Genomic DNA, 20,091 nt, shown 5'->3' with positions numbered 1-20,091 from the left:
CGTCACGGTTCCCTTGCGGCCGCCCCGGTTTGCTTCGCTGCGACTTGAACTGCCGTGGCGCTGGCCTGGTGCGAACGCGCTGTCAGGTGGCCGTGCCCAGCAGTGTCAGGATGCCGGCGACGATCAGCAGGCAACCCGCCAGCTCCAGCCGGGCGATCTTCTCGCGGAACCAGAACACCGACGAGGCGAAGGTGAAGATCAGTTCGATCTGGCCGAGCGCGCGGACATAGGCGACCTTTTCCAGCGTCATGGCGGTGAACCAGCAGGCCGAGGCCGAGACGCCGACGAGCCCGACCAGCAGCGCCGGCCGCCAGGCCTTGGCGACGGCGACGAGTTCGGCCCGGTCCTTCAGCGCCATCCAGACGAGCATCACGGCGGTCTGGATGCCAGTCGCCCAGACCAGCGTCGTCGCCGCCCGGGCGAGCACGCCGCCCTCCTCCAGCGACAGCGACGCGCCGCGGAAGCAGACGGCCGAGATGCCGAAGAAGGCGCCCGAGGCGATGCCGATCCCCGCCTCGCGCGAGAAGAGCGCCCGGCGCAGGCTGGTGCCGCCCTTGCGCCCGGCGATCGAGATCAGCCCGACGCCGAAGGCGCCCGCCAGGATGGCGCCAAAGGCGAGCCAGGAGATCGTCTCGCCGAGGATGATCAGGCCGAAGATCGCCGCCTGCACCGGCTCGGTCTTGGAATAGGCCGTGCCGACCATGAAATTGCGGAAGCCGAACAGATAGACCAGCAGGAAAGTCGCGAGGATCTGGGCAATACCGCCGGCCGCAACGGCAATGAGAAATGTCGCGTTCACGCCCGGCAGGGTGGCGCCTCCGACGAGGTCGAGCGCCACGATGTAGAGCACGGCAAAGGGAAAGCCGAAGCCGAAGCGCGCAAAGGTCGCGCCGGTCGAGCCCATCCGGCCCTTCAGCTGTCGCTGCAGCGACGAGCGGAGGTTTTGCAGGAAGGCGGCGGTGATGGTAATCGGAATCCAGAGCGGCACGGGCGATCCGTCAGTTTGTCTTACCGCCCTCGCTCCCCTATTCGGCGACGCTTGGCAAGGCGCCCGACGCTCGAACCTTCCGGACCCCATGACCGCTCACTCGCCGATCCGCCAGACCGCCGATGCCCGCCCGCAGGATTTCGCCCATGTGACGGAGTGGGTCTTCGATCTCGACAACACCCTGTATCCGCGCCACACGAACCTGTTCTCGCAGATCGACCAGCGGATGACCGCCTTCGTCTCGGACTTCCTGACGCTGCCGAAGGACGAGGCGCGGGTGGTGCAGAAGGATTTCTACCGGCGCTACGGCACGACCCTGCGCGGCCTGATGCAGGAGCATGACGTCGATCCCGACGCCTTCCTGCAATATGTCCACGACATCGACTATTCCTGGCTCGCCCCCGACACCGCGCTGGGCGACGAGATCCGCGCATTGCCGGGTCGCAAGTTCATCTTCACCAATGGCGATCGCGGCCATGCCGAACGCGCCGCGCGCCAGCTCGGCATTCTCGACCATTTCGAGGACATCTTCGATCTCGTCGCCGCCGGACTGGTGCCCAAGCCGGCCTCGCAGACCTACGACAAGTTCCTCGGCCTGCACCGGGTCGATGCGGAACGCGCCGTGATGTTCGAGGATCTGGCGCGCAATCTGGAAGTGCCCAAGGCGTTGGGCATGCGCACGGTGCTGATCGTGCCGCGCAACCTGGAAGAGAGCTTCGGCGACGTCTGGGAACATGAAGGCCGCGACGGCGAGCATATCGACTTCGTCACCGACGACCTGACGACCTTCCTGCGCTCCATCCGCTAGGCGCGATGCAAAAGGGCGACCGGATGAAATCCGATCGCCCTGTCTGCGCTTCGCCTGTCATGGGTGTCAGTCGCGGAGAAGCGACCGGTTCGGGCGCGCCAAACCGGCCTGCCCGTCGGTCGCCGCATCCGCCATCAGGTCGGATTCGGCTTTCCCGCTCTTGGGGCCCTTCTGGTTGGCCTCGAAGATCGCTTCCATCTGTTCGGTGCCGTTGGGCGCCGTGCCGCCCTTCGCCTGCTCGCGCTCGGCCTTGCTCTGCGCATCGAGATCGCTGCGCTCCGCCGGGTGCTTCTCGCCGTCCCTGGCCATGTGCTGCGGCGTGTCGCGGTCCTGCTGGTCGCGCATCATCTCCGAGTCGGTGTCGGTCTTCGTCATTGCAATCTCCTGTCCCGGGTCACGGCGCATCGCGCCGGTGATCTTGCGGAAGCAACGCCGCGTCCGCGACACGGGTTCCGGAACGGCCGGTCAGCACGCACCAACGCAAAATGCCGCCGACGGCAGAGAACCGGCGACGGCATTTCTTTATGGACTGCGCGGGAAAGGCCGCGAATTCAGCGACCGACGCAGATGATCGGCAGGACCGAATCCTTGACCGCCGCGGTGGCGTCGGGGACGCTTTCCAGCGGCAGCGAGGCGTCGGCGGTCTTGTAGGCGACGGCGTTGCGGTCGAGGAAGGCCACGGCCGCATCGGGGCGGACGGCGAAATTGATCGACTGCGGGATATCGCCCGTCGCATCGGCGACCGCCACCGCGTTCAGCTTGGCGGTGACCACGCCGACGACACGTCCTGCCAGATCGACGAGGGGGCCGCCGGAATTGCCCGGCTGCACCGGCGCCGAGATCTGCAGATAGCGCTCGTCATTGGCAAGACCCAGGAGCGACGAGACGTTGCCGCGGGTCACGTTGAGGGAATCGGCCAGGATCGAACGCAGCGGATAGCCGAGCGCCAGGACGTCCTCGCCCAGACGCGGCTTCGTGACGGACATCGCCAGCGGTTCGCCGACCACACCGTCGACCTTGACCAGCGCCAGGTCGTTGTCGGTATCGAGGATCGTCTTCGTGGCGACCTGCTGCTCGCCGACGAGCACGCTGGTGCAGGCCCGCACCACATGGGCGTTGGTCAGGAGCCAGCCATCCTCCGAGATGACGAAGCCGCTGCCGGCCATGTCGAATTCCGGCTTCTGGGGAACAGGCGCCGGCTGGGCCTTGGCGGGTGCCGGGGACGGCATCTCGAAGAGGTTCGGCTGCTTCGGATCGACCGAGGCCATCGCGTAGCGGGATTCGAAGGCACCGTTCGTATGGCTGCGAGCCAGCAGCGCCGAGAAGGCGTTCGGCTCGCGCGAAGCGACCAGGGGTGCCTGCGGCTCGCCGGCGAAGGGCTCGAACAGATTGCCGGCCACGGCCACATAGGGCCGCATCACCTTGGCCCGGTCCTTGGCATAGGACACCGAGAAGCCGCGGAGATCGCCGCCTTTTGCCGAGAAGCGCATGACATAGTGATGGTCGCCGGCATTGCCGTCGAGGGTGAACCACTCGCCGCCGAACTCGGCATTGGCGACGCTGCGGTCAGGGGTCGGCGTGCTGAGAACGTCGAACAGGCCGCGCAGGGTCTGGCCGGTACCGGCGATGCGGACGGTCTCGATCTCGACCGTCTTGTCGGCGGCGCGCCACAGATGGCCGACATCCGTCGGTCCCAGATCCTCGACCAGACGCATCGGCAGCGGCACGCGCTGGCCGGTCACCGCATCGTCGATCAGCGCCATGCCGGTCGCCGCCTCGGCGCCGTCGGACTTCTGGATCAGGAGACGCAGCATCGCCTCGTCGATGACGCCGTCCGCGACCATGCCGTGCCGGGCCTGGAAATCGCGGATGGCGCGCAGCGAGGACGCCGCGATGTGGCCGTCGAAGGCACCGGCATAGTCGCCGGTCCAGGACAGACGGATCTGCAGGCCCTTGCGGAAATCGAGATCGGTCTGGTCGTTGTAGGCGACGGCCAGTTGCGAGACCTGCGCGCCGAAAGACGGCGTCGCCATGGGCATGGTGCCCAGAGCCAGTACCGTCATCAAAACCCGCGCCGAGCGCCGCATGTCATCCCCCATCATCAACCGGTGACAGACAAGCAACGTAGGATGCGCGAAATCGATCCACGAGTCCTTTACTTTTTCTTAATATGGTTGCGAATGCAATTCTTCCTGCGACTGACGAAAGTTCCGCCAGTAGACATCCGGCCTGTTGCTGTCGGCTTCAGATCGCGTTCAGACGGCGCCCGGCGCCGTGCGTGTCACCGGCCCGGCGGCCGTTCCGTCATCGCCGAGTTCGGCCGCCTCGATCCGCTCGCCGCGCCGCATCAGCTTGTCGGTCGACACCAGGATCTGGTCGATGTCGCGGCCCGCCTGCCCGAAATGCGTGCGCAGCGCCGACACCCTGGCGTCGAGCCGGACGAGATCCTCGCCCAGAAGCCGGACCTCCTTCTGGATGCGCCCCGCCTCGGCCCGCATCCGGGCATCCTTGAGAATCGCCTGCACCACCTGGATCGACAGGAGCAGCAGCGATGGCGAGACGATCACCACCCGCGCCCGGTAGGCCTTCTGGACGATATCCTCGAAACGCTCGTGCAGTTCGGCGAACACCGCCTCGGACGGCACGAACAGGAAGGCCGTGTCCTGGGTCTCGCCGGGGATCAGATATTTGTCGGCGATGGCCCGCACATGCACGTCCATGTCGCGGCGCATCCGGCTGGCGGCGAAGGTCCGCGCCTCGTCGCTCTCGGCCTCGCGCAGGGCGGTGAAGGCCTCCAGCGGGAACTTCGCGTCGATCGCCAGCGACGGAGCGCCGTTCGGCATGCGGATCAGGCAGTCCGGTCGCTTGCCGTTCGACAGGGTCGCCTGGAAGGAATAGGCGGCCGAGGGCAGCGCGTCGGCGACGATCGCCTGCATCCGCCCCTCGCCGAAGGCGCCACGGCTCTGCTTGTTGGAGAGAATGTCCTGCAGGCGGACGACCTCGCCGGCAAGCCCGCGGATCTCGCCCTGCGCCCGGTCGATCACCGCCAGCCGTTCGGTCAGGGCGGTCAGCGAGGCGCTGGTGGCCGTGCCGGTCTCGCGGATCGACTGGCCGACGCGGGTGGACAGCCCGTCGAGCCGTTCGGCGAGCGTGCGGGTCAGGTCCGCCTGCCGCGAGCCGATGATCTCGGCCATGGTCTGCATGCGGCCGGTGATCTCGGCCTGGGAGCGCAGCACCGCGTCGAGCCGCTCCGACGCCTCGCTGTCGCTGCGGTCGGCATGATCGCCCGCCTCCCGCGCGGCGCGGCTGGCCCGCCGCCACAGGACGAAGAACAGGGCCGCCAGCCCTGCCAGCAACGCTTCGGCCAGCGTCAGCGGATGATCGCCGAGAAAGATGACGGGAGCCGAGAAGGCTGCGGCGAAGGCGGCGCTGTCCATGACCGAACTCTAGCGGGCGACCCTTAACGAATCGGGACCAAAACGCGAACATAGACCATCCCGCCCCACCTGACGACGGCGGAGCCATCATCCGGACCGGCGGAAAGCCGGCCGGGGCCTTCATCCGAGATTGACCGGCTTCGTGCCAGCCATTACCTGAACGCCATGACGATCAAGCCCCTCATCATCCTGCCAGACCCGGTTCTGCGCCAGACCTCCAAGCCTGTCGAAACGGTCGACGACCAGGTGCGTCGCCTCGCCGACGACATGCTGGAGACGATGTACGACGCCCCCGGCATCGGCCTTGCCGCCATCCAGATCGGCGAGCCGCTGCGCATGATGGTGATCGACGTCTCCAAGGAAGAGGAGGAGAACGCGCCGCGCATCTTCCTCAATCCGGAGATCCTGACGACCTCCGACGCGGTCAGCGTCTACGAGGAAGGCTGCCTGTCGATCCCGGACTATTACGCCGAGGTCGAACGGCCGGCCGAGGTCACGGTGCGCTATCTCGGCCTCGACGGGAAGATGCACGAGGAAACCGCTGACGGCATCCTGGCGACCTGTGTACAGCACGAGCTGGACCATCTGAACGGCGTCCTGTTCATCGACCACATCTCCAAGCTGAAGCGCGACATGGTAGTGAAGAAGTTCACCAAGGCCGCCCGCAGGACCGCCTGAGCGACGCGGAGGGGACCATGGCGCTGCGCGTCGTCTTCATGGGAACGCCGGCCTTCTCGGTGCCGACGCTCGCCGCCCTGGCGGCGGCCGGTCACGACATCGCCGCCGTCTACACCCAGCCGCCGCGCAAGGCCGGCCGCCGCGGCCTGACGCTGACGCCCTCGCCGGTTCAGCGCGAGGCCGAACGGCTCGGCCTGCCCGTGCGTTCGCCGCTGAATTTCAAGGACCCGGCCGATCGCGAGGCCTTCGCCGCCCTCGACTGCGACGTCGCCGTGGTGGTCGCCTACGGGCTGCTCCTGCCCCAGGCGGTGCTCGACATGCCCCGCCAGGGCTGTCTCAACGGCCACGGCTCGCTGCTCCCGCGCTGGCGCGGTGCCGCGCCGATCCAGCGCGCCATCGAGGCGGGCGATGCCGAAACCGGCATGATGGTCATGCGAATGGAAGCCGGCCTCGACACCGGCCCGGTTGCGTTGACCGCCGAAACCCTGATCGCCGCGACCGACACGACCGCCGAGCTGCACGACAGGCTGGCGGAGATCTGCGCGACACTGATGGTCGAGGCGCTCGACAAGCTCGAAGCCGGCACCCTGACCTTCGAGGACCAGGATTCGATCGCCGCCCGCACCGGCCGCGCGCCAATCTATGCCGCCAAGATCGACAAGGCCGAGGCGGCGCTCGACTTCACCGGCGACGCGTCCGGCATTGCCCGCAGAATCAACGCCTTTTCGCCCTTCCCCGGCGCCTGGACGATGATGAGCTTCGGCGGCGCCCCCGAACGGGTGAAGTTTCTGCGCGCGGCGGCCGAGACCCGCGACGGCGCACCCGGCACGCTTCTCGACGACCGGCTGCTGATCGCCTGCGGCACGGGCGCGATCCGCATCCTCGAACTGCAGCGCGCCGGCGGACGCCGCATGAGCGCCGAAGAGCTTCTGAAGGGAACGCCGGTTCCGGCGGGCGGCCGCGCCGGCGCGGCCTGATGCCCCGTTTCAAGCTGACCATCGAATATGACGGCAAGCCCTATTGCGGCTGGCAGCGTCAGAAGACCGATTTGTCGGCGCAGGAGGTGATCGAGACCGCGGTGGCAGGCTTCACCGGCGAAGCCGCCACCCTCTTCGCGGCAGGACGCACCGATGCCGGCGTTCATGCGAGCGCCCAGGTTGCCCATGTCGATCTGCAGCGGGACTGGGAGCCGGACACGGTACGCGACGCGCTCAACGCGCATCTGCGCGACGCGCCTATCGCGATCCTCTCGGCCGAGCGGGTGGCCGACGATTTCGACGCTCGCTTCTCGGCCCGCAAGCGCTTCTATCTCTACCGCATCTTCAACCGCCGGGCGCCGCCGGCGCTGCTGATCGGCCGGGTCTGGTGGGTGTCGAAGCCGCTCGATGTCGATGCCATGCACGCGGCAGCCCAGCGCCTTGTCGGCACCCATGATTTCGATACGTTCCGCTCCGCCCATTGCCAGGCGAAGAACCCGATCCGCACGCTGGAGCAGCTGGATGTGGTCCGCGGCCCGGGCGAGGAGATCCACATTCACGCCATGGCGCAGTCCTTCCTGCACAACCAGATCCGCTCCTTTGCCGGATCGCTGAAGCTGGTCGGCGAAGGCCGCTGGACCGAGGCGGATCTCGTCGCCGCGCTGGAAGCCCGCGACCGCAAGCGCTGCGGCCCGGTAGCCCCGCCGGACGGGCTGTATCTGACCCGGGTGGAATACGGCACCGCGCCCAAGCGCACCCTGCCGCCCTATCCGGGCTGAACGCGCGTCAGATCAGCCGGATGCCGGTCAAATCCATCACCGCGCCATAGCTGACCAGCGAGATGACGATCATGCCGATGGTGATGATCGCCGCCCCGGCCATGTCCTTGCCGGTGGCCATGTAGATCAGCCGCACCGTCAGCGCGATGGAGGCGATGGTCACGAGGAGGCCGAGCGCCGACAGGCCATTGCCAGGCCCGAAGGCAAGCATCAGCAGCCAGTAGGGTGCGAACACCCAGGCCAGCAGCGCCCCGCCCCAGTTCGTCGCCACCACCAGCGGCACGATCTTGCGCGAATAGCCGACGCGCTTGGCGACCAGCATCAGGATCAGGATCGGCAGCGTCCAGGCGAGGAAGTCGGCCAGCGCATGGGCGCCATAGACCGGCACCGCGCCGTAGCCCTCCGCCGTGCCGGTGCGCGGCGCCGACGTCTCGAACTCGATCCATGACAGGGCCACGGGCGGCAGCGCCACGAGCATGGCCGAAAACGACTGCCAGAAGCCGTCCGCCGACAGGTCGAGGCGTTTCAGCCCTTCGGCGCGCCCGGCCATCAGAAGGGCGACGCCGGAAAAAAAGTTCAGGACGTGGTCGAGACTCGGCACCAGATCAGGCGTGGGCGGCAAACCAGCGGGCGATGAAGGTTTCATAGATCCTCGTCAGCGTCTCGAGATCCTCGACGGGCACCCGTTCATTGGACATGTGCATCGTCTTGCCGACAAGCCCGAATTCCACAACCGGGCAAAAGTCCTTGATGAACCGGGCGTCCGACGTGCCGCCGGAGGTCGACAATTGCGGCTGGCGGCCGGTGACCGCCTCCACCGCGCCGGCCAGCGCCTGCGTCAACGCGTCGTCCCGCGTCAGGAAGGAGTCCGAGGGCCGTGCCCGCCAGACGATCTCGACATTGGCGGCATCCCGGCCCTCCCGGAACCGGCCCGAAGCGGCCGCCGCCTCGATGCGCCGGGTCAGTTCGTCCTTGAGGCTGTCCGGCGTCCAGCGATCGCTGAATCGCACGTTGAAGAACAGGCGCGCCCGTGCCGGAATGACATTGACCGAGCTGTTGCCCGTGTCGATGGAGGTGATCTCCAGATTGGAGGCCGGAAATTCCGCCGATCCCGCGTCGAGCGGTTCGTCCATCAGCGCCTCGGCAATGGCCGTGAGGGAGCGCAGCGGATTGTCGGCCAGATGCGGATAGGCGACATGGCCCTGAACGCCGGTGACCCGCACTTCGGCCGACAGCGACCCGCGCCGGCCGATCTTGATCATGTCGCCCATCGCCGCCGGATTGGTCGGCTCGCCGACGATGCAGGCGTCGAAGATTTCGCCGCGCGCTCTCGCCCAGTCGAGGAGCTTCACCGTGCCGTTGACCGCCGGGCCTTCCTCATCGCCGGTGATCAGCAGCGAGACCTGCCCGGCCGGGCGCCCGGCCCGCTCCACATGGCGGGCATAGGCCGCAACGAAGGCGGCAATGCCGCCCTTCATGTCGACGGCGCCCCGGCCATAGAGCTCGCCATCGACGATCGCCGCCGAGAACGGGCCCTCGCGCCAGTCGCTCTCGTCGCCCGGCGGCACCACGTCCGTGTGTCCGGCAAAGACCAGATGCGGCCCGGCCGCTCCTGCGCGGGCAAACAGATTCTCGATGTCGGGCGTGTCGATGTCGGAGAACACCGGGCGTTCGACGGCAAAGCCCAGCGGCGCCAGCATCTCTTCCAAAGCGGTAAGCGCCCCGCCTTCGGCGGGCGTCACGGAGGGGCAGCGGATCAGCCGCGTGAGGATCGCGACCGGGTCGGTCGCATCATCGCTGCGGGCGGCGGAAACGGGCAAGGAAACAGTGTCGGTCATGGCCCACCGGGATAGATCAGATGATGCCGCAACGCCACCAGCTGCGGCCGTCTTCCCCGATCCGGCTTCGTGCCACGTTTCCGCCGCCTTCCGGACGGACAGGCAGCACAGGGGACATTGCGCGAGGGAACTTCCATGACACTGCCGAGGACCGCCATTGCCGGCTCTGCGTGCGTCACACGGGCCGCATTGTTCGGCATGATCGCGTCGCTGGCGGCCCTTGCCGGCTGCATCGCCGACGGCCCGGGCGGATCACCCATGGGGATCGCCGTCGCCGGCAAGGAAACGGCAGATGCGGCCGAGGATGCCGACGCACCGGCCGAAGCCGATGTCGCTGTCGCCGCCAGGGAGGCGGAGGCAGGCGCCGAGACCGGCACCATCTCCGGCAGCGCCTCGCTCGACAGGCTGATCGAACGCCATGCCGCCGAGGCCGGCGTTCCCGCCCCCCTCGCCTATGCGGTCGTGCGGGTGGAAAGCCGCTACAATCCGAAGGCGCGCGGCAACGGGGTCTACGGCCTCAGCCAGATCAAGCCGGCAACCGCCCGGTCGCTGGGCTTTTCCGGCCCGACCAGCGCTCTCTTCGATGCCGACACCAACCTCACCTACGGCATGAAATATCTGAAGGGCGCCTGGGAAAAGGGCGGTCACGACGTCTGCCAGGCCTCGATGAAGTACAAGGGCGGTCACCGCGCCACCCGCATGAGCGCCTCGGCCCAGCGCTATTGCTCCGCAGTCAAGGCGCATATGGCCGAAGTGTCGAAGCGCCGCCGGACACCCGGAACGGTCGCCGAGCCCGAATCCGAACCGGGCCTGATGGGCACGCTCGTCGCCGCCGTGACGCCGGCCCCCGAAAAGCCCGCTGCAACGCCGGCCAAGGCCGCACGGCCTGCCGCAGCCGCGCCGACAACGGCCACCGAGGTCGCGACCGCTGCGCCGGCCAGTGAACCGGCCGCAGCGCAACGCGGCGACACGCCCGTGGTCGCAGCCGCCTATGTCGCGGCACCGAAGCCTGCGGCGATCCCGCGGCCCGTTGCGCGTACCGAAGCAGGCGAGACGGCCGCATCAGCGCCCCAGCCTGCGGCGGCCCCGGCTCCTGAAAATGGTAAGGGTGGTCGCATCGCCTCGCGCCCGGCCAGCGCACCCGCCGAGCCCGATTCCCTCGCCGCCCGCATGGCCGGCACGGACGATCCGGCGACGGAACTGCGCGGTAGCGGAGCGGACTGAGCGTCCGCTTCGGCTGAGCCGGTCGGCGGGCCGCTAGTCCGTCTTGTCGGAGACCACCAGCATCGGCCCCAGCCGGTCGCGGCGATAGTCGATGCCGCCGTCCGGATAGGACAGGCTCGACACCTTGCCGTCGAAGAACAGCGCGTCGCGGCAGCCGAGCCGGTCGCGGAAGAACACGGCGAAATCCCAGAAATTGACCGGGCTGCGCGACAGGACGAGACGCACGGTCCGCCCGTCCGCGCTGGCACAGACGCCGTTGCGCACATGCCGGCTGTCGGAACCGTCGATGAAGCGCGGATGCAGCTTGCCGTCGATGAGCAGCATCGGGCCCGACTGGGTCGCGAGCGTCGGCCGGCGGGGCGCGGCGAGATAGGCGTCGGTGGTCAGGACCGCCGCGCGCCCATCCTCGACAAAGAATACGCCATTCGGCTGCATCGAGTAATTGCCGCTGCCGGTTCCGCGCACCAGCGGACTGACCTCGACGCCGTCCTGCACCGCAAGGCCGACCGGACGGCGGTCCTCGTGATACATGCCGGCATTCATGATCAGGCGGACGCGGCCATTGACGCTTGCCGCGGCGCGCTCGAAGGTCCGGTAGGGCGCGTTGCTCGCGTCGACGGCCCGCAGCGCGAGATCGGTGCGATCCAGCGGCACGTCGCAGACCAGATACTCCACCCCCGCCGCAACTTCGCTGCGGCAGAGGCCGTCATGGCCGGCCGGCAGCGAGGGCACGCCCTGCAGCCAGCCGAACAGGCCGCTCGCCGCGATCAGCGAGAGAGGCCAGAAGGTTCGCAGTCGCGCCATCGCGGATCGGCCTTGGGGCAAGGGTCGCGGCTTGGGGCCGCGACGCCGGCTCAGTTGCGCAGCAGCTCGTTGATCGAGGTCTTGGAGCGGGTGCGCTCGTCGACGCGCTTGACGATGACGGCGCAATAGAGGCTCGGCCCCGGCTCGCCATTGCCCATCGGCTTGCCCGGCATCGAGCCTGCGACGACCACCGAATAGGGCGGCACTTCGCCATAGGAGATCGTGCCGGTGGTGCGGTCGACGATCTTGGTCGACTGGCCGAGGAAGACGCCCATGCCGAGCACCGAGCCTTCGCGCACGATGCAGCCCTCGACGACCTCGGACCGGGCGCCGATGAAGCAGCCGTCCTCGATGATCGTCGGACCGGCCTGCATCGGCTCCAGCACGCCGCCAATGCCGACGCCGCCCGACAGATGCACGTTCTTGCCGATCTGCGCGCAGGAGCCGACCGTCGCCCAGGTGTCGACCATCGTGCCCTCGTCGACGAAGGCGCCGAGATTGACGAAGGACGGCATCAGGACGACGCCCTTGCCGATATGGGCCGAGCGGCGCACCACCGCGTTCGGCACGGCGCGGAACCCCATCTCGCGGAAGCGGTCGGCGTTCCAGCCCTCGAACTTCGACGGGACCTTGTCCCACCAGGTCGCCCCGCCCGGGCCGCCTTCAATGACGGTCATGTCGTTGAGGCGGAAGGACAGGAGCACAGCCTTCTTCAGCCACTGGTGCACGGTCCAGCTGCCGTCGGCCTCGCGGCTGGCGACGCGCGCCTCGCCGCGGTCGAGCAGGTCGAGCGACGCCTCGACGGCATCGCGGACTTCGCCGGTCGTCGATGCCGAGATCGAGTCCCGGTCCTCGAAGGCCCGTTCAATGGTGGTTTCGAGGGCGGCGCGATCCGGCGCGGTCATCGGCGAACTCCTGCAGAATGGGGAAAATGCGGGCGCTGCGCACCCTGACCAAGTCGGCGCGGACCCTAGTTGAAGGCCCTGAGGCGGTCAATCGACGGCCCATGCAGGCGACGAGGCAGACACGATGAACGAAACACCCCGCAACCAGAACGGCTGGGACCCCTTTCCGAGCTCGCGGCGGGACAAGGAAGAGACGGCAGTACAGGTCGATACCCCGCAGACCCGCTCCCCCACCTATGCGCTGGCCTATGCCGACGACGACTTCCTGACCCGCGAAGAGACCCGCGGCATCCGGCTTCAACTCGAGCTGATGAAACCCGAACTGGCGCTGAACGAGGCGGGCATCCTGTCCACCGTCGTGCTGTTCGGCGGCGCCCGCATTCCCGAGCCGGGCACCGAGGCCTGGGCGGCGCGCAACGAGACCCAGCGCCGCAACCTCGAGGCCAATTCGAAATTCTACGAGGAGGCCCGCCGCTTCGCCGCCATCGCCTCGCAGCATTCGGCCAACAGCCATGGCGGCAAGGAATATGTCATCGTCACCGGCGGCGGTCCCGGCGTCATGGAAGCCGGCAATCGCGGTGCGGCCGATGTCGACGCCCTGTCGATCTCGCTCAACATCACCCTGCCCCATGAGCAGGCGCCGAACCGCTTCGCCACGCCGGAACTGTGCTTCAACTTCCACTATTTCGCCGTCCGCAAGATGCACTTCCTGCTGCGGGCGAAGGCGATGGCGATCTTCCCCGGCGGCTTCGGCACCATGGACGAATTGTTCGAGGCGCTGACGCTGATCCAGACCCGGCGAATGCAGCGCATTCCGGTGCTTCTGTTCGGGGAGAGCTTCTGGCGCCGCGTGATCGACCTGGAGGCCCTCGCCGAGGAAGGCACGATCGCGCCGGAAGACCTCGATCTCGTGACCTATGTGGACACGGCCGAGGACGGCTGGGCGGCGATCCGGAAATTCTACGATTTCTGAGGATGCAGCGGCGGGACGTCCGACATCACCGCACCGCCCCCTGGCGCCCGTCATCCTCGTGCTTGCCCCGAGGATCCACGCCTCTGCGCCTTAGCGACCATTCCGTCGGAGATCTGCGCCGCGTCACCGGGTACGGCATGGGTCCTCGGGTCAAGCCCGAGGATGACGACCTTGCTTGATGGAGTGGCGCTTCCGCTGAGATTGGGCTCGAAGCCCCGGCAGGCGGAACCTGCGATGGGCGGACTTACTGGTCCGCCTGCCCCATCCGGGCGCGGAGCGCCTCGCAGGGGTCGGAAATGTCGTTGCGCGGCGTGAAGATCGTGTAGTCGTAGGGCGCCGGCGCATCGCTCGTCAGGCCGTAATCGGCGGCCTCGGCCTCGCCGTCGCTGACCTCGACCATCTGCACCGCGACCGTGGCCGCGTCCGGATCGCGTTCCGCGAGGATGTTCGGCACGCCGCGATCCTTGCGGACATGGCCGGAGCCGGCGATCAGCACGGCGCTGCCGCTCTCTTTCGCCGCATCGACCAGCGCATCGGCCAGTGCACCGTCACGGGCCCGCTGGACCGTCGCCATGGCGCCGATGGCGCCCTCGGGCATCAGCCCGCAATGGGCGGTCCTGATGGTGTCGGCCAGTGCGTCCGCCTGTTCCGCCGGCACTTCGAGGCGCAGCGACAGGCGTTCGATCTCGGCTTCGCTCAGGGCGTCGAGGCCGTTTTCGCCGATCGCACGGATCGTCTGGCGGTCGAGATCTCCGGCGCGAAGCGGCAGGCCCTCGGCGACGGCCGCCTCGAAGACGGGCTGGTAGATCGAGAAGGCCGGCCAGCCGCGTTCCGACCATTGCAGATGCTCGGAGAGCGACGCGACATCGCGGTCACCGGTCTCGGCAAACTCCTCCAGAACGTCGGCAAAGCTTTCCGGGATCATCTCGAAGACCACGGCCGGCTCGCTGCCCAGCTTGGCCAGCCCGCCGATGATGTCGGCCTGCAGCTGGTGATGATCGGGATTGTCGTGGATTTCGCCGAGAAGCAGATAGCGGGCGCCGCTGGCGGCCCCCATCAGCGTGTCGCGGCTCGAGCGCGCACCGCGCGCATCGAAGACTTCGCCGACCAGCGGATTGTCGCGGAAATGCTCCGACTGCCAGGCGGTCGCCATCGTCGGCAGGTCGGCGGTCGAAGCACTTGTCGAACGGCCGGTCGTCGCCGCCACCTTCAGCGACAGCGTGCGCGAACTGCCGGCCTGCGCGAGTTCGGCGAGCTTGGCCGACGCGGATGTCGCGACGGGCTTCGACACCGCCGGCTGGGCCAGATCCCGGACATCCGGCGTGCCGTCACCATCGGCGTCGAACGGTTCGACTGTCGCGACCGCGATTTCGGAAAAGGCATTGTCGGCCGGGCGGACGAGGGAAACGTCGAGGGACAGATCGGATTTCGGCGCGACGAACTCGGCGACATCGGTGCCGGCGTCCATCTGCGGCATGACGAGGTCGGCCGTCTTGCCGACGGCGTAACCGAGCCCCGCAAGGAGCATGATGCTGGAAGGTATCCAGATCCGTCGTTTCAATCGGTTTCCCCAAAAACGATTGCAAAGCCCGGAGCGCGAATCGTGCGAGCCGATCCGCAATCTATTGGCTCAGGATGTGGCGAAACTATTGCAGCGAGGGACGAAGGTCACGCAAGCCCTGCAAGGGGTGCAGGTTCGGGCAAGGGCCAGTCACCGGCCGGATGGATAGGGCGGACGGTTCGAAGACCTGCTTCGAACCGTCCGCGTCGCCTCCCCAGGCAACTCCCGCCGCTTGGCAGGCGATCGTGCCGCCTGCTCTCCTCGGGTTCCGTCATCTTCGGTACAAGCCACGTCCCGGCGGCGAAAGGTCGTGGCCGCAACAGGGGAAAGGTTTTGGCAGGGATCGTGTACGAGAGGTTAAATCAACTGTGGATAGCATCACAGCGCGCCGGCGAGCGCCCTTGTCGGCCAGCACGTCTCGCCCATTCCGGACTTGAGCTGGAACGCCCCGATCGAGCGCCGCGTCTTGAAGCCGGCAAGCCCGTCCGCCCCGCCGACATCGTAGCCGCGCGCCTCCAGCTTCTGCTGCATGCGCGCGACGTCGCCCCGCGTCAGCCGGTCGGTGGGCTTCCAGTCTCCCGCCAGCGGTCCCGCCCCGAGCATCCGGTCGGCGACATGGCCGACGAACAGGGCGTAGAGGTCGGAATTGTTATAGGCCTTGATGGCGTAGAAATTCGGCGTGGCGATGAAGGCCGGGCCGAAGCGGCCGGCCGGCATCATCAGGTGGCCCCGCGCCGCCAGTTCGTGGCCCGGAAACGGCCGGCCCGAGACGCGCGTCACGCCGGCGGCGACGAATTCCGAGATCGGACGACCGAGATCCGGCCCCTCATTGGCGCAGGAGACGGCGGCCGGCACCCGCGCCTCGAAGCCCCAGTCGCGGCCCGGCTGCCAGCCGGCCTGCTGCAGGTAATGGGCGATCGAGGCCAGCGTGTCGGGCACCGAATTCCAGATGTCCTTTCGCCCGTCGCCGTCGAAATCCACGGCCAGCGCCAGGAATTTCGACGGCATGAATTGCGGTTGGCCGAGCGCGCCGGCCCAGGACGACTTCATCTCCGAGGTCTTCAGATGGCCGTCGGCGACGATCTGCAGGGCGGCGAGCAGTTCCTCGCGAAACATCGCCTTGCGGCGTGAGAGATAGGCCTTGGTCCCCAGCACCTCGAAGGCGTCATGGGGGATCTTCGCCGCGCCGAAGGCCGATTCCCGCCCCCAGATGGCGACGATGATCGGGGCCGGCACGCCGTAGCGCGCCTCGATCCGGTCGAGAACGGCGCGGTATTTCGCGATCAGGGCGCGCCCCTGGCGGGCATTGCCGGCCACCGCGCCTTCCGACAGATAGGCCGCGCCGCTCTTGAACTCGGCCTGGAAGTTCGTCTCCGCAACGGTCGCCTTCGCGCCGGGAAGCTGCAGGTCGGGCAGCTTCAGATTGGGCGACACGCCCTTGAACGCCGCGTCGAACACCGGCCGCGGCACACCGCGCGCTCTGGCGGCGGGCCAGATGTCGGCCTCGAGGAAATTGCGGAAACCGGCCGTCAGGTTCTGCGCGCTGGCCGGCGCGAACGTCGCAGCACACAGGAGAACGACGGCGGTGAGGAGGCGAAGCGATAGCTGCATCGCTTGAGGGTAGCCGGCTCTGCGAAGCGCGCCAAGACCGGCTGCGATGGATGGACGACGGGCGGCGGCCCGGCCTAGCCTTCGTGCCGCCAAACCGATGAAACAGACGCGGAGGATGCGGCATGGAGCAATATACCGGCGGCTGCCTGTGCGGCGACGTGCGCTTCGTGGCGACGGGCCGGCCCGATCGTGTCGGCCTTTGCCATTGCCTCGACTGCCGCAAGCATCACGGCGCCCTGTTCTACGCCGCCGCGATCTTCCGCCATGACGCCGTGACGCTCACCGGCGAAACGCGTGCCTATGCGGGGCGGCATTTCTGCCCGCGCTGCGGCGCGTCCGTCTTCGCCTGCACCGGTGACGAGACCGAACTGCATCTCGGCGCGCTGGACGCCCCGGACCAGCTGACGCCCACCTACGAATGCTGGACGATCCGCCGCGAAACCTGGCTGCCGCCCTTCCCGGTTGCCGCACGATACGCCCGCGATCGCGACGCCGCGGATGGCGACGAGCCGTAGATCACCGGTGGAAGAATGAAGCCGCCCTCAGAGCCCGGTGCGCGAGCGCATGGCGGCCGAGAGCGTGCCTTCGTCGAGATAATCCAGCTCGCCGCCGACCGGCACGCCGTGGGCCAACCGCGTGACCCGCACCTCGAAGCCCTCGAGCTGGTCCATCAGGTAATGCGCCGTCGTCTGGCCCTCGACCGTGGCGTTCACGGCCAGGATCAGCTCCTTCACCCCGCCCTTGTGGACGCGTTCGACGAGCTGCCGGATGGTGAGGTCGTCGGGGCCGATCCCGTCGAGCGGCGACAGGACGCCGCCGAGCACGTGATAGGCCGCGTTCAGCGCCTTGGCCCGCTCCAGCGCCCAGAGGTCCGAGACGTCCTCCACGACGATCACGATCGACTGGTCGCGCGAACCGTCGGTGCAGATCGTGCAGGGATCGAAGGTGTCGATATTGCCGCAGACCGAGCAGATCGTCACCTTGTCCAGCGCCTCGCCCATGGCGGCCGACAGCGGCGCCAGAAGCTGCTCGCGCCGCTTGACGAGATGAAGCGCCGCGCGGCGCGCCGAACGGGGACCAAGGCCTGGGAGCTTGGCAAGCAGCTGGATCAGCCGCTCGATCTCCGGGCCTGCAATGGGTTTGGCCATAAGGGTCTAGATGCCGCCGGGACGCCTCAGAACGGCAGGCTCATGCCGGGGGGCAGCTGCAGGCCGGCGGTCAGTTCCTGGGTCTTTTCCTGGATGGCCGCATCGAGCTTGCCCTTGGCGTCGTTATGCGCCGCCATGACGAGATCCTCGACGATGTCCTTCTCGTCTTCCTTCAGGAGCGAGGGATCGATCGCGATGCCCTGCATCTCGCCCTTGCCGGTCAGCGTGACCGACACGACGCCGCCGCCGGCCTGGCCGGTCACCGTGATGGAAGCGATCTCTTCCTGGAGGCCGGCCATCTTGGCCTGCATCTCCTTGGCCTGCTTCATCATGCCCATCAGGTCTTTCATCGCGATCTCCTAGATGTCGTCGTCGTCGGACAGCTCCGACGGATCGACCAGAATGTCGTCCTCGACCACGTCCGAAACAAGCGCTGCCTCCTCGGCCGCCGCCTCGGCGTCGCCGCGCAGCCGCACATCGACGACCTTGGCGCCGGGAAACGAGGCGAGGATCGCCGCGACTTCCGGGTCGGATTCGGCGTCGAGCAGCAGCGTGTTGCGGCGTGCGGTCGCGACCTCGTCGAGGGTCGGCTTCGCCTCGCCGTTGGAAATGGTCACAACCCAGCGGCGCCCGGTCCAGTCGTGCAGCTTGCGGGTGAGATCGGTAATCAGCGTGCGCGGCGCCTCCGGCGTCAGCGCGACCTCGAGCCGCCCCGGCACCAGCTTCACCAGCCGCAGATAGCGCCGGATCGACACGGTCATCAGCGAGTCGCGCTTGGATTCGGCCAGCGCGACGAGCTGTTCCAGCGAGGCGATCTCGACCTCCGGCCGTGCCTCTTCGACGGCCGGACGGATCTGCGGCCGCGAGTTCTGCCCGCCGCCCATGCGCGCGCTCATCATCCCGGAGGATTGCGGCCCGCCCGCCGGTGCGGCGGAGCCTTGTGCCGACGGGGCGGCGATGGCCTGCGTTGGCGCAGGAGCCGAACCGCGGGAGCCGGACGCTCCCGCACCGTTGCCGCTGCCCTGCCCGTGCCCGGCCGCGCCGTTGCCGCCGGCCGGTGTCGGGGCCGGCAGATTGCCGAGCTCGCCGCTGCGGATCAGCCGCACCAGATCGTCGGGCGACGGCAGGTCGGCGGCATGGGCGATGCGGATCAACGCCATTTCGGCGGCCTGGCGCGGCGCATTGGCGTTGCGCGTTTCCTCCAGCGCCTTCAGCAGCATCTGCCAGACCTGGCCGAGAGTGCGGATCGACAGGCTCTTGGAAAATTCCAGGCCGCGCTCGGCCTCCATCGGCGACAGCGCGGCGTCCTCCGCCGCATCGGGCACGAAGCGCAGCGTCGTCACGAGATGGGTGAAATCGGCAAGGTCGGCGAGAACCACGGCCGGATCGGCGCCGACGACATACTGGTCGCGCAGCTCCTTCAGCGCCGCCGCGGCGTCGCCCTTCATCAGATATTCGAACAGATCGATGATCCGGACCCGGTCGGCGAGACCCAGCATGTCGCGCACCGCCTGCGCGGTCACCGCGCCCGCCCCGTGGGCGATCGCCTGGTCGGTCAGGGAGAGGGCGTCGCGCACCGAGCCTTCGGCGGCGCGGGCGATCAGCCGCAGCGCATCCTCGTCGACCTCGACATGCTCGGCCGCCGCGATCTTCGTCAGATGCGCCATCAGCGTCGCCGATTCGACGCGCCGCAGGTCGAAGCGCTGGCAGCGTGACAGGACGGTGACCGGCACCTTGCGGATCTCGGTCGTCGCGAAGACGAACTTCACGTGCTCCGGCGGCTCCTCCAGCGTCTTCAGCAGGCCGTTGAAGGCCTGCGTCGACAGCATGTGGACCTCGTCGATGATGTAGACCTTGTAGCGCGCCGAGACCGGGCGATAGCGCACCTGCGCGATGATCTCGCGCACGTCGTCGATGCCGGTATGGGACGCCGCATCCATTTCGACCACGTCGACATGCCGGCCTTCCATGATCGCCTGGCAGTGGATGCCCGGCTCGCCCATGTGGATCGTCGGCTGGTCGATCTCGTCGGTCTGGTAGTTCAGCGCCCGCGCCAGGATGCGCGCCGTGGTGGTCTTGCCGACACCGCGCACGCCGGTCAGCATCCAGGCCTGGGCGATGCGGCCGGTCTCGAAGGCGTTGGTCAGGGTGCGGACCATCGGCTCCTGGCCGATCAGATCGTCGAAGGAGCGCGGGCGATACTTGCGCGCCAGCACCCGATAGGGCGCAGCGTCGCCGGCCTCGGATGAAATCGCAGTGCCGCTTTCGATATCGCTCATCGCGCCCTGGGTCCGGAAATTCGCGTCGCGGGATGGCGGTCGCCTGCCACCTGTCGGCCGGCGCGGCGGCCCCGTGACCGA

20 protein-coding genes are annotated in these 20,091 nt (G+C 68.1%); 7 read left to right on the top strand and 13 right to left on the bottom strand.

All coding sequences use genetic code 11. From position 1 onward, the window contains the following. Positions 1-82: 82 nt before the first annotated feature. The gene (locus tag H536_RS0117180) at positions 83-988 is read right to left on the bottom strand and encodes a DMT family transporter (RefSeq protein WP_024351639.1); all 906 of its coding nucleotides are present in this window, start codon (positions 986-988) and stop codon (positions 83-85) included. Between the two features lie 88 nt (positions 989-1,076). On the opposite strand from H536_RS0117180, the gene H536_RS0117175 reads away from it, so the two are divergent. Further along, complete coding sequence (locus H536_RS0117175; protein WP_029703511.1) at positions 1,077-1,796, top strand: pyrimidine 5'-nucleotidase; 720 nt, start codon at positions 1,077-1,079, stop codon at positions 1,794-1,796. Between the two features lie 66 nt (positions 1,797-1,862). Here H536_RS0117175 and H536_RS0117170 read toward each other — a convergent pair whose 3' ends face one another. From H536_RS0117170 to H536_RS0117160, 3 genes are all read right to left on the bottom strand, one after another. Then, positions 1,863-2,171 carry a hypothetical protein gene (locus H536_RS0117170; RefSeq protein ID WP_024351637.1) on the bottom strand — a complete coding sequence of 103 codons (309 nt, stop codon included), beginning with the start codon at positions 2,169-2,171 and terminating at the stop codon, positions 1,863-1,865. Between the two features lie 176 nt (positions 2,172-2,347). Then, the gene (locus tag H536_RS0117165; protein WP_244495459.1) at positions 2,348-3,859 is read right to left on the bottom strand and encodes a serine protease; all 1,512 of its coding nucleotides are present in this window, start codon (positions 3,857-3,859) and stop codon (positions 2,348-2,350) included. A 192-nt stretch (positions 3,860-4,051) separates the two neighbouring features. After that, a complete protein-coding gene (locus H536_RS0117160; protein ID WP_024351635.1) occupies positions 4,052-5,233 on the bottom strand; it encodes a DNA recombination protein RmuC in 1,182 nt (393 codons plus the stop codon). A gap of 165 nt (positions 5,234-5,398) precedes the next feature. Here H536_RS0117160 and def point away from each other — a divergent pair, with 165 nt between their 5' ends. The 3 genes from def to truA are packed head-to-tail and all read left to right on the top strand — an operon-like array spanning position 5,399 to position 7,667. Beyond that, the gene (def, locus tag H536_RS0117155) at positions 5,399-5,911 is read left to right on the top strand and encodes a peptide deformylase (protein ID WP_024351634.1); all 513 of its coding nucleotides are present in this window, start codon (positions 5,399-5,401) and stop codon (positions 5,909-5,911) included. Positions 5,912-5,928: 17 nt separating this feature from the next. Then, positions 5,929-6,888, top strand: a complete 960-nt coding sequence (gene fmt / locus H536_RS0117150; RefSeq protein WP_024351633.1) for a methionyl-tRNA formyltransferase — start codon at positions 5,929-5,931, stop codon at positions 6,886-6,888. Next, positions 6,888-7,667, top strand: coding sequence for a tRNA pseudouridine(38-40) synthase TruA (gene truA / locus H536_RS0117145; protein WP_024351632.1), 780 nt, complete (start codon positions 6,888-6,890; stop codon positions 7,665-7,667). Before fmt ends, truA begins: the two co-directional genes overlap by 1 nt. 7 nt (positions 7,668-7,674) lie before the next feature. Here the strand turns inward: truA and H536_RS0117140 are convergent, their stop codons facing one another. Together H536_RS0117140 and dapE are read right to left on the bottom strand one after the other, a co-directional pair. Continuing rightward, the gene (locus tag H536_RS0117140; RefSeq protein WP_024351631.1) at positions 7,675-8,268 is read right to left on the bottom strand and encodes a hypothetical protein; all 594 of its coding nucleotides are present in this window, start codon (positions 8,266-8,268) and stop codon (positions 7,675-7,677) included. Between the two features lie 4 nt (positions 8,269-8,272). Then, positions 8,273-9,505 (bottom strand): succinyl-diaminopimelate desuccinylase, encoded by a 1,233-nt coding sequence (gene dapE / locus H536_RS0117135; protein ID WP_024351630.1) that lies wholly within the window; start codon positions 9,503-9,505, stop codon positions 8,273-8,275. A gap of 135 nt (positions 9,506-9,640) precedes the next feature. On the opposite strand from dapE, the gene H536_RS23385 reads away from it, so the two are divergent. Then, complete coding sequence (locus H536_RS23385) at positions 9,641-10,729, top strand: transglycosylase SLT domain-containing protein (RefSeq protein WP_081651967.1); 1,089 nt, start codon at positions 9,641-9,643, stop codon at positions 10,727-10,729. Between the two features lie 33 nt (positions 10,730-10,762). Here H536_RS23385 and H536_RS0117125 read toward each other — a convergent pair whose 3' ends face one another. Further along, positions 10,763-11,533, bottom strand: coding sequence for a phosphodiester glycosidase family protein (locus H536_RS0117125; RefSeq protein ID WP_244495460.1), 771 nt, complete (start codon positions 11,531-11,533; stop codon positions 10,763-10,765). Positions 11,534-11,583: 50 nt separating this feature from the next. Further along, positions 11,584-12,438, bottom strand: coding sequence for a 2,3,4,5-tetrahydropyridine-2,6-dicarboxylate N-succinyltransferase (gene dapD / locus H536_RS0117120; protein WP_024351627.1), 855 nt, complete (start codon positions 12,436-12,438; stop codon positions 11,584-11,586). A gap of 124 nt (positions 12,439-12,562) precedes the next feature. Here dapD and H536_RS0117115 point away from each other — a divergent pair, with 124 nt between their 5' ends. Next, positions 12,563-13,411 carry an LOG family protein gene (locus H536_RS0117115; RefSeq protein WP_024351626.1) on the top strand — a complete coding sequence of 283 codons (849 nt, stop codon included), beginning with the start codon at positions 12,563-12,565 and terminating at the stop codon, positions 13,409-13,411. A 244-nt stretch (positions 13,412-13,655) separates the two neighbouring features. Here H536_RS0117115 and H536_RS0117110 read toward each other — a convergent pair whose 3' ends face one another. After that, on the bottom strand, positions 13,656-14,972 hold the full coding sequence (locus H536_RS0117110; RefSeq protein WP_155898531.1) for a ChaN family lipoprotein: 1,317 nt from the start codon (positions 14,970-14,972) through the stop codon (positions 13,656-13,658). 378 nt (positions 14,973-15,350) lie between these two features. Then, positions 15,351-16,583, bottom strand: a complete 1,233-nt coding sequence (locus H536_RS0117105; RefSeq protein ID WP_024351624.1) for a lytic murein transglycosylase — start codon at positions 16,581-16,583, stop codon at positions 15,351-15,353. Between the two features lie 122 nt (positions 16,584-16,705). On the opposite strand from H536_RS0117105, the gene H536_RS0117100 reads away from it, so the two are divergent. Continuing rightward, on the top strand, positions 16,706-17,098 hold the full coding sequence (locus H536_RS0117100; RefSeq protein ID WP_029703500.1) for a GFA family protein: 393 nt from the start codon (positions 16,706-16,708) through the stop codon (positions 17,096-17,098). A 27-nt stretch (positions 17,099-17,125) separates the two neighbouring features. Here H536_RS0117100 and recR read toward each other — a convergent pair whose 3' ends face one another. The 3 genes from recR to H536_RS0117085 are packed head-to-tail and all read right to left on the bottom strand — an operon-like array spanning position 17,126 to position 19,983. After that, positions 17,126-17,731: a recombination mediator RecR gene (recR, locus tag H536_RS0117095; protein ID WP_009208116.1), complete on the bottom strand. Its 606-nt coding sequence runs from the start codon at positions 17,729-17,731 to the stop codon at positions 17,126-17,128. A 26-nt stretch (positions 17,732-17,757) separates the two neighbouring features. After that, complete coding sequence (locus tag H536_RS0117090) at positions 17,758-18,081, bottom strand: YbaB/EbfC family nucleoid-associated protein (RefSeq protein WP_009208115.1); 324 nt, start codon at positions 18,079-18,081, stop codon at positions 17,758-17,760. Between the two features lie 9 nt (positions 18,082-18,090). Then, positions 18,091-19,983 carry a DNA polymerase III subunit gamma/tau gene (locus tag H536_RS0117085; protein WP_024351622.1) on the bottom strand — a complete coding sequence of 631 codons (1,893 nt, stop codon included), beginning with the start codon at positions 19,981-19,983 and terminating at the stop codon, positions 18,091-18,093. Positions 19,984-20,091: the final 108 nt, after the last annotated feature.

Origin of the sequence: Aurantimonas coralicida DSM 14790, from assembly GCF_000421645.1 — a bacterium.
GTDB lineage: Bacteria > Pseudomonadota > Alphaproteobacteria > Rhizobiales > Rhizobiaceae > Aurantimonas > Aurantimonas coralicida.
Note: the sequence above shows the minus strand (reverse complement) of the source record. Positions and strands in the feature narration are given on the sequence as shown.

What these genes read in the sequence shown, in the direction of transcription:
- H536_RS0117175 (WP_029703511.1), top strand. Translation starts at nt 1,077, where the DNA reads ATGACCGCTCACTCGCCGATCCGCCAGACCGCCGATGCCCGCCCGCAG.
- H536_RS0117170 (WP_024351637.1), bottom strand. Translation starts at nt 2,171, where the DNA reads ATGACGAAGACCGACACCGACTCGGAGATGATGCGCGACCAGCAGGAC.
- H536_RS0117165 (WP_244495459.1), bottom strand. Translation starts at nt 3,859, where the DNA reads ATGACGGTACTGGCTCTGGGCACCATGCCCATGGCGACGCCGTCTTTC.
- H536_RS0117160 (WP_024351635.1), bottom strand. Translation starts at nt 5,233, where the DNA reads ATGGACAGCGCCGCCTTCGCCGCAGCCTTCTCGGCTCCCGTCATCTTT.
- def (WP_024351634.1), top strand. Translation starts at nt 5,399, where the DNA reads ATGACGATCAAGCCCCTCATCATCCTGCCAGACCCGGTTCTGCGCCAG.
- fmt (WP_024351633.1), top strand. Translation starts at nt 5,929, where the DNA reads ATGGCGCTGCGCGTCGTCTTCATGGGAACGCCGGCCTTCTCGGTGCCG.
- truA (WP_024351632.1), top strand. Translation starts at nt 6,888, where the DNA reads ATGCCCCGTTTCAAGCTGACCATCGAATATGACGGCAAGCCCTATTGC.
- dapE (WP_024351630.1), bottom strand. Translation starts at nt 9,505, where the DNA reads ATGACCGACACTGTTTCCTTGCCCGTTTCCGCCGCCCGCAGCGATGAT.
- H536_RS23385 (WP_081651967.1), top strand. Translation starts at nt 9,641, where the DNA reads ATGACACTGCCGAGGACCGCCATTGCCGGCTCTGCGTGCGTCACACGG.
- H536_RS0117125 (WP_244495460.1), bottom strand. Translation starts at nt 11,533, where the DNA reads ATGGCGCGACTGCGAACCTTCTGGCCTCTCTCGCTGATCGCGGCGAGC.
- dapD (WP_024351627.1), bottom strand. Translation starts at nt 12,438, where the DNA reads ATGACCGCGCCGGATCGCGCCGCCCTCGAAACCACCATTGAACGGGCC.
- H536_RS0117115 (WP_024351626.1), top strand. Translation starts at nt 12,563, where the DNA reads ATGAACGAAACACCCCGCAACCAGAACGGCTGGGACCCCTTTCCGAGC.
- H536_RS0117105 (WP_024351624.1), bottom strand. Translation starts at nt 16,583, where the DNA reads ATGCAGCTATCGCTTCGCCTCCTCACCGCCGTCGTTCTCCTGTGTGCT.
- H536_RS0117100 (WP_029703500.1), top strand. Translation starts at nt 16,706, where the DNA reads ATGGAGCAATATACCGGCGGCTGCCTGTGCGGCGACGTGCGCTTCGTG.
- recR (WP_009208116.1), bottom strand. Translation starts at nt 17,731, where the DNA reads ATGGCCAAACCCATTGCAGGCCCGGAGATCGAGCGGCTGATCCAGCTG.
- H536_RS0117090 (WP_009208115.1), bottom strand. Translation starts at nt 18,081, where the DNA reads ATGAAAGACCTGATGGGCATGATGAAGCAGGCCAAGGAGATGCAGGCC.